This is a genomic window from Pseudoalteromonas sp. 2CM28B, assembly GCF_023161935.1.
This window is the reverse complement of the sequence record NZ_JALNTH010000010.1, coordinates 132,500-149,416: the sequence shown is the minus strand read 5'-3', so window position 1 is coordinate 149,416 and position 16,917 is coordinate 132,500. Positions and strand designations below refer to the sequence as shown.

Annotated in this window: 13 protein-coding genes; 6 read left to right on the top strand and 7 right to left on the bottom strand. The window is 41.6% G+C overall.

What is annotated here, in order from left to right; all coding sequences use genetic code 11:
- Positions 1–657 precede the first annotated feature (657 nt).
- Both yihI and MTN96_RS15485 read left to right on the top strand, forming a co-directional pair.
- Positions 658–1,242: a Der GTPase-activating protein YihI gene (yihI, locus tag MTN96_RS15490; protein ID WP_248532174.1), complete on the top strand. Its 585-nt coding sequence runs from the start codon at positions 658–660 to the stop codon at positions 1,240–1,242.
- A gap of 12 nt (positions 1,243–1,254) precedes the next feature.
- Entirely contained in the window at positions 1,255–1,770 is a 516-nt protein-coding gene (locus tag MTN96_RS15485; protein ID WP_024602131.1) for a DUF2489 domain-containing protein, read from the top strand.
- Positions 1,771–1,839: 69 nt separating this feature from the next.
- Here the strand turns inward: MTN96_RS15485 and hemN are convergent, their stop codons facing one another.
- Complete coding sequence (gene hemN, locus MTN96_RS15480; protein ID WP_248532173.1) at positions 1,840–3,213, bottom strand: oxygen-independent coproporphyrinogen III oxidase; 1,374 nt, start codon at positions 3,211–3,213, stop codon at positions 1,840–1,842.
- A 115-nt stretch (positions 3,214–3,328) separates the two neighbouring features.
- Complete coding sequence (yjgA, locus tag MTN96_RS15475; protein ID WP_013463882.1) at positions 3,329–3,853, bottom strand: ribosome biogenesis factor YjgA; 525 nt, start codon at positions 3,851–3,853, stop codon at positions 3,329–3,331.
- A 145-nt stretch (positions 3,854–3,998) separates the two neighbouring features.
- Between yjgA and pmbA the strand changes: the two genes are divergently transcribed.
- The 3 genes from pmbA to MTN96_RS15460 all read left to right on the top strand — a co-directional run bounded on the left by pmbA (position 3,999) and on the right by MTN96_RS15460 (position 8,249).
- Positions 3,999–5,348 carry a metalloprotease PmbA gene (gene pmbA / locus MTN96_RS15470; RefSeq protein WP_248532172.1) on the top strand — a complete coding sequence of 450 codons (1,350 nt, stop codon included), beginning with the start codon at positions 3,999–4,001 and terminating at the stop codon, positions 5,346–5,348.
- A 109-nt stretch (positions 5,349–5,457) separates the two neighbouring features.
- Positions 5,458–5,937, top strand: a complete 480-nt coding sequence (locus MTN96_RS15465; protein WP_036955747.1) for a DUF721 domain-containing protein — start codon at positions 5,458–5,460, stop codon at positions 5,935–5,937.
- Positions 5,938–6,176: 239 nt separating this feature from the next.
- The gene (locus MTN96_RS15460; protein ID WP_069438803.1) at positions 6,177–8,249 is read left to right on the top strand and encodes a M13 family metallopeptidase; all 2,073 of its coding nucleotides are present in this window, start codon (positions 6,177–6,179) and stop codon (positions 8,247–8,249) included.
- Positions 8,250–8,333: 84 nt separating this feature from the next.
- Here the strand turns inward: MTN96_RS15460 and mutT are convergent, their stop codons facing one another.
- Positions 8,334–8,732, bottom strand: a complete 399-nt coding sequence (gene mutT, locus MTN96_RS15455; protein WP_016899312.1) for an 8-oxo-dGTP diphosphatase MutT — start codon at positions 8,730–8,732, stop codon at positions 8,334–8,336.
- Positions 8,733–8,802: 70 nt separating this feature from the next.
- A complete protein-coding gene (gene secA, locus MTN96_RS15450) occupies positions 8,803–11,511 on the bottom strand; it encodes a preprotein translocase subunit SecA (protein ID WP_248532171.1) in 2,709 nt (902 codons plus the stop codon).
- A 614-nt stretch (positions 11,512–12,125) separates the two neighbouring features.
- Here secA and MTN96_RS15445 point away from each other — a divergent pair.
- The gene (locus MTN96_RS15445; RefSeq protein WP_069438804.1) at positions 12,126–12,896 is read left to right on the top strand and encodes an NADP-binding protein; all 771 of its coding nucleotides are present in this window, start codon (positions 12,126–12,128) and stop codon (positions 12,894–12,896) included.
- Here MTN96_RS15445 and hutH read toward each other — a convergent pair.
- From hutH to hutC, 3 genes are read right to left on the bottom strand one after another with little or no spacing between them, the layout of a single operon-like run.
- A complete protein-coding gene (gene hutH / locus MTN96_RS15440) occupies positions 12,893–14,425 on the bottom strand; it encodes a histidine ammonia-lyase (protein WP_248532170.1) in 1,533 nt (510 codons plus the stop codon). The genes MTN96_RS15445 and hutH overlap by 4 nt on opposite strands.
- The gene (hutU, locus tag MTN96_RS15435) at positions 14,422–16,101 is read right to left on the bottom strand and encodes a urocanate hydratase (RefSeq protein ID WP_248474022.1); all 1,680 of its coding nucleotides are present in this window, start codon (positions 16,099–16,101) and stop codon (positions 14,422–14,424) included. The genes hutH and hutU overlap by 4 nt, the downstream gene beginning before the upstream one ends.
- Before the next feature lie 22 nt (positions 16,102–16,123).
- On the bottom strand, positions 16,124–16,852 hold the full coding sequence (gene hutC, locus MTN96_RS15430; protein ID WP_096038897.1) for a histidine utilization repressor: 729 nt from the start codon (positions 16,850–16,852) through the stop codon (positions 16,124–16,126).
- Positions 16,853–16,917 lie beyond the last annotated feature (65 nt).

The following is a 16,917-nucleotide window of genomic DNA, read 5'->3' as shown; positions in this document are numbered from 1 at the left end:
TGTGCCTGCCGTGACCGATAAAGCTCCTTCTCTTGTAAGACATTGACCATGCTTTGATGTAAGAAAAATCTCATTTTATTTTTATTTTTTAATGTAACTTCTTGTAATTAATATCTTTTAGTGCTTTTTATCATGTGTAGTACAATAAAAAAGATATAAATTAGTTGTAACAAAATTATTAACGAGTAAATTAACCCCTGTCGCAAAAACAATAACAAATAGGAAACGTTATAAGGATAGTAGCGCGGCACGACTGAATAGCACATAGAGTGTGCTACCAAAGGAAATATCAAAAAAGTGTTAGGAAGACCGAAAATAATAAAATACTCATGGAAGTTTAATAATAAAAACAAAATGGAATGCTACACGGAAGATAAATAATAAAAATACGGATAGAAAATAATAATAAAAACAATAAAGGCTAAAAAGTCTAAGGGAGAAGTGTCCATATAACGGCGCTCAGATTAGTAGGCGGTAGAGATGTTTTCTCTACCGCCTTTTTATTTGTCCTGTTACAATACCCCCCGTTTAAAAAAAGCACCTTAACTGTGCTTTGGCGCACAAAATGCCCAAACTGAATTCTCCTGGCTAGGCCAGCACCGCGATGCCCATTGAGTTGCGCCTCGCTCAAAACCTCTTAAGTGAGACGATCAAGATATGAGTAGAAAGAAAAAGTCACGTAAAATACCATCAAATGGTCCCGTTCGTTTAAGCCAAGATAAGCTTAGAGAAATGCGCGCATTGAAAGAGCAACGTGTTAAAAAAACTAAGGGCGCTAAGCCTGGTTCACGTAATGCACCGGATGCATTGAGTAATGACACTCAAAAAGCAGGTTCGGCTACTAAAGATAAACGCGTTGGTAGTAAAAAAGCAGTGCCATTGGTTGCACCTGCTGCTGAACCAAAAATCGAAATGAAACGTAACCTTAAACCTGTAGCAGAGCTTAAAAAGGCCGTTGAACCAGAATTAACGCCTGAACAAGAGTTAGAAGTCCTTGAAAATGATGAGCGCTTACTTAAATTAGTTGAGCGTCATGAGCAAGGTGAAATGCTAACGGGTAAAGATGCAAAATACTTCAATAGCCGCATAGCGCGTCACCAAGTGCTTTGTAAATTATTAGGCATTGAAGATGAAGAAGAGTTTGAAGATGACTTCAGCGATGAAGACAGTAATTCAGACTTTGATCAATACCTATCAAACGATCTAGCGAATGAATGGCTAGATGACGACGAAGATAAGTAATAAGGACACGCAATGAGTACAGCAGTGATCTTAGCCTTAGTTGTAGGTGCTGCTATTATAGCGGGCTTGGCATTTTATGCGGGTCAGTTGCTCTATAAGCTAAATGTGCAAAAAAAGCTAATTAGCAAAAAACAGGCAGAGCAACAGCAAAAGCTAAAACAGTCGCGTTTAAAGCGTAATGCGAAGTTAGCCGATAGTATTCATTTAATTGCACGTGCTATGAATGAAAAGCAATGTGATTATTCTGAGGGGTGCTTACGTATTTGGGTGCTTATGTCGCAATATAGTTTTGATACTGAGCGCGACCTAACGAGTGCATACCCGGGTATTTATAAAATGTACGACGTGGTAAAAGAAATGCCAACCCATGATTCGCGCAAAAAGTACGCTAAAAAAGAAATTTTTAAGCAAGACACGGCGCGCTGGCGTGCAGAAGAATCACTGAGTGATGAAATTGAAGCTGACTGTAAAAAAATTATTGTTGAGTTTAAAGCAGCCCAAGGCAGCGAAAACGTGGTTTTTAACTAGCGCTTAGATTTTACGGCATATATAAAAAAGCAGACCTTGGTCTGCTTTTTTGTACGTGCTAGTTTTAAATTATATAACGCGTGAGAAGCGAGTGGCATTTATCTGTTTTTGTAAATGCGCATCAAAGCACATACAAATAATACGAATAAATAAATTCCCTTTTGGTGTTACGCTAATTAGGTTGTTTTCTATTGTTACCATTTCATCGGCAATTAATGGTGCGAGTGCCTCTAAGGCATCCTGAAAGTAGTCATTAAAGCTGATTTTATGCCTGTTCGCGAATACGCTCATATCAAGCTCAAACTGGCAAATAAGCTGCTTAATCGCATCGGCGCGAATAAGATCATCTTGGGTTAAATGCATGCCTTTATTAATGGCACTGCCTGCTTGCTCATCAACTGCTTGATAATAATGTTTTAACTCTTTTTTATTTTGTAATATCGCTGTGCCTATTTGCGAAATAGACGAGACACCTAAGCCCAATAAGTCGCACTCACCATGAGTGGTGTAGCCTTGAAAATTACGATGCAGCTGACCAGTATTTTGAGCAATAGCCAATTCATTATCAACTTTTGCAAAGTGATCCATACCTATAAATTGATAGCCCGCCTGCGTCATTTGCTCTAGTGTATTTTTAAACATGGTGAGCTTATTATGCGCACTGGGTAAATCGGCGTCTTTAATTTTACGTTGGGCGGCAAAACGTTCTGGTAAATGAGCGTAGTTAAATACTGAAACACGGTCGGGGTCTAAAGCAATCAGTTGCTCAATAGTTTGCTTAAAACTCTCAGGTGTTTGTAGAGGCAGGCCATAAATCATATCTGCATTAATTGATTTAAAGCCCAACTGTTTTGCTTGGGTAATTAATTGTTTTACCTCATCAACATGCTGAGGGCGATTAACAGCCAGCTGAACCTGATCATTAAAATCTTGAATACCAAATGACACACGATTAAACCCCAACTCGCTTAAATCAACCAGCATATTGTCAGCCAGTGAGCGAGGGTCGATTTCGATACCGCGCTCGCAGGTATCGCTAAAGTTAAAGTGTTGCTCTAGCAGTTTTACTAAGCGCGTCATTTGCGCTGCGGTTAAAAAGGTTGGTGTGCCGCCCCCCAAATGTAATTGCTCAACCCGATAATCTTGAAACAGCGGCGCTTGTGCTGCAATTTCTTTAGCTAAAAAGTCTAGGTAGGTATCGGCTTTAGATTGGTGGCGAGTAATGACTTTATTACAGCCACAGTAATAACAAAGCTGACTACAAAAAGGAATATGGATATATAAAGACAACGAACGGGTTTGCGATGATTCAATAGCGCTAATCAAATCTTGTTGCTGATAACCATCAGCTAACGAAAGTGCGGTCGGGTAAGACGTGTAACGCGGGCCCGATACATTGTATTTGTTTATTAAAGTTTGATCCCATTGAGGAAGCTTAATCATCACGCGCACCTTATCTTTTAAGTTGCTGCGTATTGTAAAAAAGCAAAGGGGAGGAGGTTTTGATCTACAACAAAAAAAGGTGCCGCAGCACCTTTTAATATATAACGCGGCTGCGTTACATTATGGCGTCTTTTAAGTACTGAAATAACTCTTTGTAGCTTCTCGCTGGTTTTTCAGCTTTTACTTCTTTGGCAGCATTACGCACCATTTGGCGCATTTTTTGGCGCTCAAGAGCTGGATATTGTTCAATTGTTTCGTTGATTAAGTCATCGCCTTGTTCAATTAAATCACTGCGCAGTTGCTCAATTTTTTTGATCATAACCTCAGCTTGGTTATTTTTATTTAGCATGACATCAATGATCGCTTTAATTTCTTCAATATTTTCTACCGTACGAAGGGTTTTTGCGATGTAATTTAAATGTCGGCGGTAGGCATCACTTTTATTACTTATTTTATCAGCAACCACCATTGCTTCTTTTAAGTCATCATTGAGCGGCAGGCGTTCGCGCTGCTTTTTACCCATTTTGGCAATTTCAGATCCTAACTGATGAAACTCTTGCGCTTCGCGCTTAAGTTCACTTTTTGATACATATATAATTTCTTCTTCAATTTCAGCAGGCTTGCCTTTTTTCTTCGCCATGGGGTGCTCTTAAGTAAAAATAACTTTATCTATTATACGCGATTCTTTTAGTGATTAATATTAGCTGATGTGGTGCAGTGAGTGTGTTAGCATTTAAATATAAAAAATGTGTGCAATACGGCCTTCAGGGCTCAGGACAGAATTTATGAAAAGCCAACACCAAGATCCAATATATTCGCAAATTTCTCAAGTAAAAGATGCCGTTTCTGAAGTACTTGAACATGCTAAAAAGCTAGGCGCTACTGCTGCAGAAGCTGCTATGTCAAGCACATCAGGGCTGTCGGTAAGTACGCGCATGGGCGAGGTAGAAACCATTGAGTTTAATCAAGACGGTGGTTTAGGCATTAGCGTGTATGTTGGTAATAACAAAGGCTCGGCATCAACGGCTGATTTAAATCCTAAAACATTACGTGCTGTGGTCGAAAAAGCCATCGATATTGCTAAATTCACCTCAGATGATCCGTGCAATGGTATTGCTGATAAAGAACTGCTTGAGTTTGCCCCTAAAGATTTAGATTTATTTCATCCTTGGGATGTAAGCCCTGAGCAAGGAATTGATTTATGTCATGCTGCTGAGCAAGCCGCATTAAACGCCGATGAGCGAATTGTGAATTCTGATGGTGCTAGCTTTTCTTCACACCAAGGGCTGCGAGTGTATGGCAATAGTCATGGTTTAATTGCCGGCTACCCAAGAACACGCCATAGCATAAGCACTATGGTAATAGGCAAAGAGGGTGAGCATATGCAGTGCGACTCAGCCTACACGATTTCTCGCGATCAAGCAGGGTTAAAAGATGCAGCAAGTGTTGGACTTGAAGCTGCAGCAGAAACCCTAGCAAAACTAAACAGCCAAAAGCTAGGCACCATGAAAGTGCCGGTTATTTTTAGAGCCGATATTGCTAATTCATTGTTTGGCCATTTGGTATCAGCAATTGGTGGTGGCGCACTGTATCGTAAATCCAGCTTTTTATTGGATAGCTTAGGCACGCAGGTATTTAGCAAAACCGTTAATATTTCAGAGCGTCCGCACTTACTTAAAGGCTTAGCATCATCGCCATTTGATAGCGAAGGAGTTAAAACTCTCGACAGAGAAATAATTCACGGCGGCGAGCTGCAAACGTATTTATTAGCAAGCTATGCGGCGCGTAAAATGAATATGACCCCAACCGGGCACGCTGGCGGTATTCATAATTGGTTAGTAGAACAAACGCATCAAGATTTAACTGCATTATTAAAAACTATGGGTACGGGCTTATTAGTTACAGAATTGATGGGGCAGGGCGTGAATACCGTAACCGGTGACTACTCTCGCGGTGCGGCTGGTTTTTGGGTTGAAAATGGGAAAATACAATACCCAGTAAGCGAAATTACGATTGCTGGTAATTTAAAAGATATGTTCAAAGGTATTTCTGCTATAGGTGGCGATATAGAACGTCGCGGCGGGATTCAGACTGGTTCAGTACTGATTGAACAAATGCAAGTAGCAGGTGCTTAATACCCATCCGCAATAACATTTATTTCAGTGAATTGGTATAAACCCACTTTGCTTGCTTAAATTAAACTTAATTTAAGCAAGCCTTCTTTTGATGTTTTTAAGGTGTGATATGGCTAAAGATAGATATGCGCCAAAACCGTTAACCGATATTATGGCTGGGCTGAACAATCGCTTAGCAGCCTATGCGGGAAAAAGCCAAGCACTGGATACACAGCAACAATTGTTGCGCGATTTCTTAGGCCCTAAGTTAGGTGAAAAGTGCCGAGTAAGTAATTACCGTGACGGCACCTTAATGATAGAAGCCGTTTCTGCACCTATTGCGCTTAGGCTTAATTATTTAAAAATGGACATGCAATCGCATTTTAGAGCCGCGGGTATGGCCGAGCTTGGGCAAATAAAAATTACCGCCAATCCACAGGCAACTCAACGGTTAAGCACTCGACCTAAAGTGGCTGATGGCAAACCAACAAACTCCCTTAAAATGAGTGAACAAACGGCTGATTATTTAAATGCGATCGCCGATTCTGCTCCACCGTCATTAAAAGAAAAGCTTCAACGCTTAGCTTTGCATGGTAAAAATAAGCCCTAATTAAATACCATTTAACACCTTACTCGGTTTGTTTTGCTGGCTTTAAAATACTTTGTTACATATTCGATTTTATTGTTATTTAAATCAGGTTTATGATGCCTAGTTAGCACTTCCTAAATTAGGTTGTAGCTGATGCGTATTTCATTAAGCAGATAATAGACTTCATCCTATTGTTGTTTTTTTGAGTTATCAAACCTTAATGAAATGCGTATTTATTCTAATTAATATACGGAATTCTTATGAAAAAAATAACAATGACTGCCGCCAGTATTGCATTGGCGTTAGGTTTGGTTGGTTGCGGCGAAAAGCCACAAGAAATGCAAGCAGAAGCAACAACAGTAACCGCACCGGTGGCAACCCCTGGTGCCTTAGGTGTTGATTTACAAAATATCGATGAAAGTGTTCGTGCACAGGATGATTTTTACTATCACGTAAACGGTAAATGGTTAGAAAAAACTGAAATCCCTAGCGATAAGTCAAACTATGGGTCGTTCTCACAGTTATATGATGAATCGCAAAAGGCAATGAAAACAGTACTAGAAAACGCCAGTACCAATAGCAGCGCAAAGCCAGGTTCGGATGAATATAAGATCGGCGCATTTTATACTAGCTACATGGCTGAAAATGCTCGTGAAGAGTTAGGGATGTTACCACTTGAGCCGGCTATTAAAAGCATTGATACAGTAAAAGATAAAGCCGCGTTGGTCACACTGATGGCACAGCTACAAGTTAAAGGCGGAGATCTTCCTTTTGGCTGGTATGTTAATAATGATGCTAAAAACTCAAGTGAAAATGCGCTTTATGCCTATCAAGCGGGACTTGGTTTACCTGACCGTGATTATTATTTAAAAGATGATGAAAAATTCACAAAAATTCGCGCGGCATATCAAACCTATATTACCGATATTTTAGCTAAAGCTGGCGTTAATAATGCCGCTGATGCAGCCAAAGCGATATTAGCACTTGAAACGACACTTGCTGATGCACAGTGGAGTCGGGTACAAAGTCGTGATGCAACAAAATCATATAATAAAATGTCAGTAGCTGCAGCTAACGAGCTAATGGGTGAATTTGATTTAAGTGCTTACTTTGAAGCAGTTGGTGTTGATGCCGAAGAACTGATTGTGAGCCAACCGAGTTACTTTGAAAAATTTGCAGACATTTTCAAAAATACAGACTTAACGGTTTGGCAAAACTACTTAAAATTTCATTTTGTTAGTAATTACGCGCAGTTGCTAAATAAAGACTTAGTGGATTTAAAGTTTAATTTTTACAGCACCACGTTACGCGGTGTTGAAGAGCAAGCGCCACTTTGGAAGCAAGCCGTTGATGCTTCAAACAGTGTACTGGGTGAAATTTTAGGTAAAGTCTACGTTAAAGAAAACTTTCCGCCAGAAGCGAAAGCGCGCATGGAAGAATTAGTTGATAACGTGATTAAAGGCTATTCAGTGGCAATTGAAAACCTTGAGTGGATGAGCCCTGAAACAAAAGTTGCGGCGCAAGAAAAGCTGGATAAGTTTACGCCTAAAATTGGTTACCCAGATAAATGGAAAGATTATTCAGATTTAGCGATTAACCCCGATGAGCTAGTAGGTAACTATATTCGCTACAGTGAGTGGGCTTATGCAGATATGATTGCTAAATTAGGTAAGCCAGTTGATCGCTCTGAGTGGCATATGACGCCACAAACGGTGAATGCTTACTACAACCCAGTGAATAACGAAATAGTATTCCCTGCGGCGATTCTGCAGCCTCCTTTCTTTAATTTAGAAGCAGATGATGCGGTTAACTATGGTGCTATTGGTGCGGTTATTGGCCATGAGTTAGGCCATGGCTTTGATGACCAAGGTGCAAAATACGACGGTGATGGCAATTTACGTAATTGGTGGAGCGAGTCAGACCTTAAGCAGTTTGAACAGCGAAGTGCAGCCTTAGTTGCGCAGTATAATCAATATAAACCGTTTGAAGATGCCAGCGTTAATGGTGAGCTGACACTGGGTGAAAACATTGGTGATTTAGGCGGCTTAACCGTCGCTTATAAAGCGTATCAATTATCGCTGGGTGATTCTAAAGCGCCCATTATTGAAGGCTATACGGGCGACCAACGCTTCTTTATGGGCTGGTCGCAAATTTGGCGTCGTAAATACCGTGATGAGGCATTGCGCAATCGTTTAATGACCGATTCACATTCACCGAGTCATTATCGCGTAATTGGTATTTTGTCGAACATGCCGGAATTTTACCAAGCGTTTGATGTTAAAGAGGGCGATAAAATGTATATCAAGCCTGAAGATCGCGTAAAAATTTGGTAATTTAAGCTAAAATTAGCTTAAACTAATCGAAAACTAAAAAGCCAGTGAGCATGATGCTCACTGGCTTTTTAGTTACTTTTATACTTAGCTATATTTCGTTTTTATGGCGCTGATAATCTCGACATTGGCTGCAGGAAAATCATAGTTATCTAGTTCGTCTATACTTACCCATTCGCTTGGTTGCCCTTCTGCGCCATGAGCTTGACCATTAAAGTTACTGACCACGTGCACATTAAGTCGTACGCATTTATCGCCATAGTCATGCTCTATAGTGACAAGTTCGCTTGAGCTATGAATAGTCAGTCCTACTTCTTCAAATAATTCGCGCTTCAGTGCTTGAAAAACACTTTCTCCGGCTTCCACTTTTCCGCCTGGAAATTCCCATAAGCCACCTTGGTGCTGTTCATCTGCACGTTTACAAATAAACACATTGTTATTTTTTTTAATTACACCCACAGCAACATTGATGATTACTTTAGTCATTACCTCTCCCTTAAATAGCATAAAAAAAGCGACGCAAGCGTCGCTTTTTATCTAACGTAACAAAGTGGTGTTATTTTAATTTACCACAACATTGTTTGTATTTTTGACCTGAACCACATGGACATGGATCGTTACGACCCACTTTTGGCTCGCTACGCGCCATAACCTGAGCGCTTTGTGGTGCTTCACCACCTACATGCTCTGCTTCTTCATGTTGATATTCGCGAGGGGCATTTTCACTTTTACGGTGTTGCTCTTCTACTTTTTCAACATCTTCTTCAGCGCGAACTTGCACTTTACTTAAAATACCGACGACATCGACTTTTAAGTTTTCTAGCATTTCAGAGAACAATTCAAACGACTCACGTTTGTACTCTTGCTTAGGGTTCTTTTGTGCATAACCACGTAAGTGAATACCTTGGCGTAAGTGATCCATTGCAGCAAGATGGTCTTTCCAATGTTGGTCAAGACTTTGAAGCATAATGGCTTTTTCAAACTGACGTAGTACAGAATCGCCAACCATTTCTTCTTTTTGCTTGTAAGCTTGTTCAACCGCTTCTTCAATACGCTCACGCAGTTTTTCTTCGTATAGTTTATTGTCATCAGCTAGCCATTGCGCGATAGGCAACTCAATCAAGAAGTCTTGTTTTAAGCGCTCTTCAAGCCCTGGTATATCCCACATTTCAGCCAAGCTTTGTGGGGCAATGTATTGATCAATCACACCCGCGAGCACATCACCACGGATAGCGGTAATCGTTTCTGAAATATCACCTTCTTCAAGCAATTCATTTCGTTGAGAGTAAACAACACGACGTTGGTCGTTTGCTACATCATCGTACTCAAGTAGCTGTTTACGCACATCAAAGTTACGTGCTTCTACTTTACGCTGAGCGTTTTCGATTGCGCGGTTAACCCATGGATGTTCAATCGCTTCACCGCGTTGCATACCTAGTTTACGCATCATGTTAGTCATGCGCTCACCGGCAAAAATACGCATTAACGCATCATCCATCGATAGGTAGAAACGGCTAGAGCCGGCATCACCCTGACGACCAGCACGGCCACGTAATTGGTTATCAATACGACGTGATTCATGACGCTCAGTACCAATAATGTGTAAGCCGCCAGCATCAATTACCGCATCATGGCGAGTTTTCCATGCTGCTTTTATTTCAGCAATTTGTTCGTCAGTTGGGTTCTCAAGTTTTTCAACTTCGCTGTTCCAGTTACCACCAAGTACGATATCGGTACCACGACCGGCCATGTTAGTGGCAATCGTAACTGTACCAGGTAAGCCCGCATCAGAAACAATGTCTGCTTCTTGTGCGTGGAATTTAGCATTAAGTACATTGTGCTTAATTTTTTCTTTGCGTAAAAACTGCGATAAGTACTCAGAGCTTTCAATTGAGATAGTACCTACAAGTACCGGCTGACCACGTTCTTGACAGTCTTTAATGTCTGCTAAAATCGCTTCGTACTTTTCTTCCTGCGTTAAGTAAACTAAATCAGCGCGATCATCGCGGATCATTGGTTTATTGGTTGGCATAACCACAGTGTCTAAACCGTAGATAGACTGAAACTCAAACGCTTCTGTGTCGGCTGTGCCTGTCATACCTGCTAGCGTTTCGTACAAGCGGAAGTAATTTTGGAACGTAATAGAAGCTAACGTTTGGTTCTCGTTTTGAATTTTCACACCTTCTTTTGCCTCTACAGCTTGGTGTAAACCTTCTGACCAACGACGTCCTTCCATAGAGCGACCTGTATGCTCATCAATAATGATGACTTCGTTTTCTTTAATAACGTAGTCAACATCTTTTTGGTAAAGCTTGTGCGCACGAAGAGCTGCATAAACGTGGCTAAGTAGCGTGATGCTCGCTGCTGAATACAGTGAGTCACCTTCTTCAATTAGGCCGCGCTCGGTAAGTAACTCTTCTACTTTTATTTGCCCACGCTCAGTAAGATGAACTTGCTTAGATTTTTCATCGATTGTGAAATCGCCATCACCTTCAATTCCTTCCTCGTCTTCTTTTTCTTGTAATTCAAGTAGAGGAACAATGGTATTAATTTCAGTGTATAGCTCAGAGCTATCTTCAGCGGGACCAGAAATAATCAGTGGCGTACGTGCTTCATCAATAAGGATTGAATCCACTTCATCCACTACAGCATAAAATAATGGGCGTTGTACGCGCTCATCAATACTAAATGCCATGTTGTCACGCAGGTAATCAAAACCAAATTCGTTATTGGTACCGTAAGTGATGTCAGCTGCATAAGCTTGTTTTTTCTGTTGGGGCATCATGCCCGGAACATTACAGCCTACGGTTAACCCTAAAAATTCAAATAATGGACGATTGGTTTCAGCATCACGTTTGGCCAAGTAGTCATTCACGGTAATGACATGAACACCTTTACCTGTTAAACCATTTAAATAAGCCGGCAGTGTCGCTGTGAGTGTTTTACCTTCACCGGTACGCATTTCTGCGATACGACCTTGGTGTAAAACCATACCACCTAATAATTGCACGTCGAAATGACGCATACCGTTTACACGCTTTGACGCCTCACGTACCACAGCAAATGCTTCTGGTAGAATATCGCTTAGGCTTTGTCCGTTATCGTAACGTTCTCTAAACTCAGCTGTTTTAGCTTTTAAATCTTCATCTGAAAGCGCTTCTAGTTGCGTTTCAAGTGCATTGATCAGTGCGACCGTCTTTCTTAGGTTTTTAATAGTGCGGTCATTGCGACTACCAAAAATCTTGGTAAATAAATTAGATATCATGATAAAACCGTTACAATGTGTTTTTTTGCTAGCCGTGCATCGGCTAACCCATTTTTTACAATTGATAATTAATGTATTCTTTAAATTAACCTTTAGGACACATTAATTAGCAATTTTGTATTAAGCTGCTTAAAAAGCACTGTTTATTACCTGCGCTACTATACCAGACTCTGCTAAACATCAAACTACCTCAATAAAAAGATCTTCATTTAAAACAGAAAAATGAGATCTCGCTCATAAAAATAGCGTTATGTAACGAAACTTGATTAAAACTGCAGATAAACAGACCCTAAAGATATGGTGCTGAATAAATTAAAAACAAGAGCAAAGCGCTTAAATTTCACCCTTGAACGCCTTGTTAGCAGCCATCGTTTTTTAAAGCTTAAATTGAGCAATCGTTTTATATATTACTCTCGGTAAGTCACTTAAGTCATACGCTTTATCTACATGTAATGAATGGTTGCGGTATCATTAAAGAGATTACTAATTGAAAAAAAGCGTGTGTAAATATCTTCTGCAACCAGCGTTTGCTAATATTATTTTTAGTCGCATAAAGAATTATATTTTTTATCGCTATAAAACGCGTTGATTGAGTTTTAATAAGGGTAAATAAAGTGCAAACCAACAAAGATAATTTAGTCGTTCTTGGCGCTGGCTGGCTTGGCCAAGCCTTATGTATTGATGCACAAAAACAAGGTTGGCAAGTGCAGGGGACTCATCGAAGTGACACTCATCAATTTGATTTTGAACGTCAGTTTGTTTTACAAAACGGCGAGTTGCAGCACCAAGTGGATTTACAAAATGCGTATTGGGTCTGTGCAATCCCGCCTCGCAGTCGAGATAGTCAAAGTGATTATCCGCAAGTGCTTGAGCAGGCGTTAAAGCTGGCAACTGAGCTTAATTGTAAAGGCTTTTTATTGTGCTCATCGACTGGGGTATATGACCAAGAACCTGGCGTTTATAGTGAAAGCAGCGATATATCAGGCACTAACGAGCGACAAATAAAGCTGTATGACGCCGAAGAGCAAGTGCTTGAACAGCAAGGTAAAGTGCTTCGCTTAGCTGGATTGTTGGGGCCAAATAGAGAGCCTGGTCGTTTTGTGGCGGGTAAAGAACTCAATACCTCTAGTAAGCAAGTAGTGAATATGGTGCATCAACAAGATGTGATCAATGCTATTTATGCGGTCCTTAATAACTGGTCGCAAGGACAGAGCATTTATAATGTGGTGAACCCAGCGCACCCGACCAAAGAAGATTATTATGCACAAAAGTGTGAGCTGTATGGCACACAAATGCCAAGCTTTAGTAGTAATGAGGTCGCTGAGCGCAAAGTTATTGGCTCAGCGATAGAAGCACTGGGTTTTAGTTATCAGTATGGTATTTAATAAGAAGGTAAGGGGGAGTGGCTTATGAAGTCACACAACTTACCTTCACTTAGTAGCGTGTTGGCCGCTTCAATATCGGGAGCAAAATACCGGTCTTTGTCGTAATAGCTAACATGTTGGCGTAGCAGTGCTTTGGCACTTTCTACTTTATCACACGCGCGTAGTGGCGCTCTAAACTCAAGCCCTTGGGCAGCACTGAGCCATTCTATGGCCAGTACGCCTTGCGTATTATTAGCCATATCAACCAGTCGTCGTGCTGCAAACGTTGCCATAGAAACATGGTCTTCCTGATTTGCTGAAGTCGGTAAGCTATCTACCGAGGCAGGGTGTGCTAAGGATTTGTTTTCAGAGGCGAGAGCAGCTGCGGTGACTTGAGCAATCATAAATCCTGAATTTACCCCACCGTTTTTTACTAAAAATGGCGGTAATTTAGATAAATTAGAGTCAATCAATAGAGCAATACGTCGCTCAGCTAAGGCGCCAATTTCAGCAATAGCAATCGCCAGGTTATCAGCGGCCATAGCAACGGGCTCAGCATGAAAGTTTCCGCCTGAAATAATATCCCCTATATCGGCAAATACGAGAGGGTTATCGGTTACCCCGTTTGATTCACAAAGTAATACTTCGGCGGCTTGGCGTATTTGGGTTAAACATGCACCAAGAACTTGCGGCTGGCAGCGCAGGCAATATGGGTCTTGTACTTTTTCACAATTAATATGTGAGTCACTAATTTGTGAGTGCGTATCGAGTAATTCTCTAAATACATGCGCGGTATCAATTTGCCCTTGTTGACCACGAACCTCATGAATACGAGCATCAAATGGTGCGCGACTGCCCATGGCCGCTTCTATACTGATAGAGCCAATTACACAGCTTTGTGCGTACAAATCTTCTGCTCTAAATAAGCCCTGCAGTGCGAATGCAGTAGAGGCCTGTGTGCCATTTAATAGTGCTAAGCCTTCTTTAGCAGCTAATGTCAGTGGCTCTAGCCCTGCAATTTTTAACCCCTGTTCTGCGCTTATTAGCTCTCCTTGGTAACGCATTTGCCCTTCACCTAATAAAGGCAAACACATATGCGCAAGCGGTGCTAAATCGCCCGATGCGCCCACGGAGCCCTTTTTAGGCACGCAAGGGTAAACTTCACTTTTAAGCAGCTGCATAAAAAACTCAAGCACAGCTAAGCGAATGCCAGAATAACCGCGCGATAAGGAGTTTATTTTTAGCGTGATCATCAACCTAACGGTGCTGTCATCCATTAACTCACCAATACCTGCGGCGTGTGAAAGCACGATACTGCGTTGTAATAGTTCGAGTTCATCGTCAGCGATTTTAGTATTGGCCAATAACCCAAAGCCAGTATTAATACCATATACAGTGCGATGTTCGTTTATCACGTTTTGTACTGTTTGGGCACTGGCTGCTATTTGCGCCTGTGCATCATTGGCCAGAGTTAAGTGTATGGCTGATTTGTTAATTTTTCTTAGCGTGTTTAAGTCAAGCTGACCCGGTTTGAGTGTATATGAAATCATGACTTGTCCTCATTAAGCATTGGTAAGTCTAGCTGCTGCTGTTGCGCACAGTTTTTTGCAATTTCATAACCCGCATCAGCATGGCGCATTACACCGGTCGCGGGATCGTTCCATAATACTCGAGCAAGACGCTGCTCTGCTTCATCGGTACCATCGGCAACAATCACTACGCCTGAGTGCTGGCTAAACCCCATGCCTACACCACCGCCATGATGAAGCGATACCCAAGTAGCACCGCCTGCGGTATTAAGCAGGGCATTTAATAGTGGCCAATCGGAGACCGCGTCGGAGCCATCTTTCATACTTTCAGTTTCACGGTTAGGACTGGCAACTGAGCCTGAGTCGAGATGATCTCGTCCAATAACTACCGGCGCTTTAAGCTCACCGCTTTTAACCATATCGTTAAAGGCAACAGCAAGGCGCGCTCTGTCTTTTAAACCGACCCAACAAATACGTGCAGGCAAGCCTTGAAATTGAATTCGCTCACGCGCCATATCAAGCCAATTATGCAAATGCTTATCATCAGGAATTAGCTCTTTTACTTTTGCGTCTGTTTTGTAAATATCTTCAGGATCGCCAGATAGTGCTACCCACCTAAACGGACCAATCCCTTCACAAAATAATGGACGAATATAAGCAGGCACAAATCCAGGGAAATTAAATGCATTTGCTACGCCTTCTTCGAGCGCCATTTGGCGAATATTATTGCCATAGTCAGTAGTTGCTGCGCCCGCATCTTGCAGTGCCAACATCGCTGTTACTTGAACAGCCATTGACTGTTTGGCCGCTTTGACTACTGCTTGTGGATTATCGATTCGCATTTTTTCTGCATGCTCCATACTCCAACCTTGTGGTAGGTAGCCGTTAAGCGGATCATGGGCTGAGGTTTGATCGGTGACTATATCGGGAGTAATACCACTTTTTACTAAGGTACTAAAAACATCAGCCGCGTTACCGAGTAAACCCACAGAAAGCGCTTCACCTTTGACACAGGCATCGGTTATTAATTTTAATGCATGCTCAAGATCTGTCGCTTTTACATCGACGTATCCTGTTTTTATTCGAAAATCGATACGGCTTTCATCACATTCCACCACTAAGGCACTAAAGCCAGCCATGGTTGCAGCTAATGGTTGTGCACCGCCCATTCCTCCCAGGCCACCTGTTAACACCCACTTACCTTTGGCATCGCCTGAGAAATGTTGTTTTGCCATAGCTACAAAGGTTTCGTAAGTGCCTTGAACAATTCCTTGAGAACCAATATAAATCCAAGAGCCAGCGGTCATTTGGCCGTACATCATCAAGCCTTTCTTATCTAACTCGTTAAAGTGTTCCCAGTTAGCCCAGTGCGGAACAAGGTTAGAATTTGCAATTAATACCCGCGGTGCATTGCTATGAGTTTTAAATACCCCCACTGGTTTACCTGATTGCACCAATAAGGTTTCGTCATCTTCAAGGCGCTCAAGCGTCTCAATTATTTTGTCATAGCTTGGCCAATCACGGGCTGCACGGCCAATCCCGCCGTACACCACCAAAGCTTGAGGGTGCTCGGCAACATTAGGGTCTAAATTATTCATTAGCATGCGTTTAGCTGCTTCGGTTTGCCAGCTTTTAGTAGATATTTGATTACCATGCTGTGCGCGTATTTCACGTTGTGTGTCCAGTCGATGATCCATTGTTCACTCCTGTTAAATAGTGTTAAGCGTTATGGGCTTTATTATTGTTTTTAAATGTTAATTGTCCGCCCAAGCGGTACTTACTACCCGGCGATATAAGTCGTGCAAAGCTAACAATCCCGTTAACCGACCAAGTGCGGCGTATTACTTGTAAGCATGGCTCTTCGTTATACAGGTTAAGCCATTGGCACATTTCACTACTTGGTGTAATAGCCTCTACGGTGTGCCTTGCTTGTGTTAAAGGGGCAACCGTTGATAGGTATTCGTGTGGGGTGAGAGCGGTAAAATCTTGTTGTAAATAATCCTTGGCAAGTAACGGGTTTACAAAGCGTTCTTCAACTTGCAAGGGACTGTCGTTTTCGTTATGAATAATGACACTTCTATACACCACACTATCTACCTCAACACCTAAAGCAATAGCAATTGGCGCCACGGCATTGATTGATTCCAACACCTGTACTGTGCAGCTGTAGTTTCCGTTTCGCTCTTTGACTTCATGTGCAATGTTTTTTATTTCGAGTAATGATGATTGCGACTTAAAGCTTGCGACAAAAGTACCCAGCCCTTGGCTACGGGTTAAAATGCCTGTATCAGTTAGCTCACTTAACGCTCGACGTGCGGTCATTCTACTTACCGCAAACTGCTTTGCCAGTTCATTTTCTGAGGGCACGCGTTGGTTTTCAAGCCAAAGCCCACTGCGTATTTTGTCCACAATAAACTGTTTTATTTGTGTAAATTTAGGTGTTGGCATAGACGCTTTTGATGTATTAAAAATAAACAATACTTAATAAGATGGCATAATTACCTTGTATATAC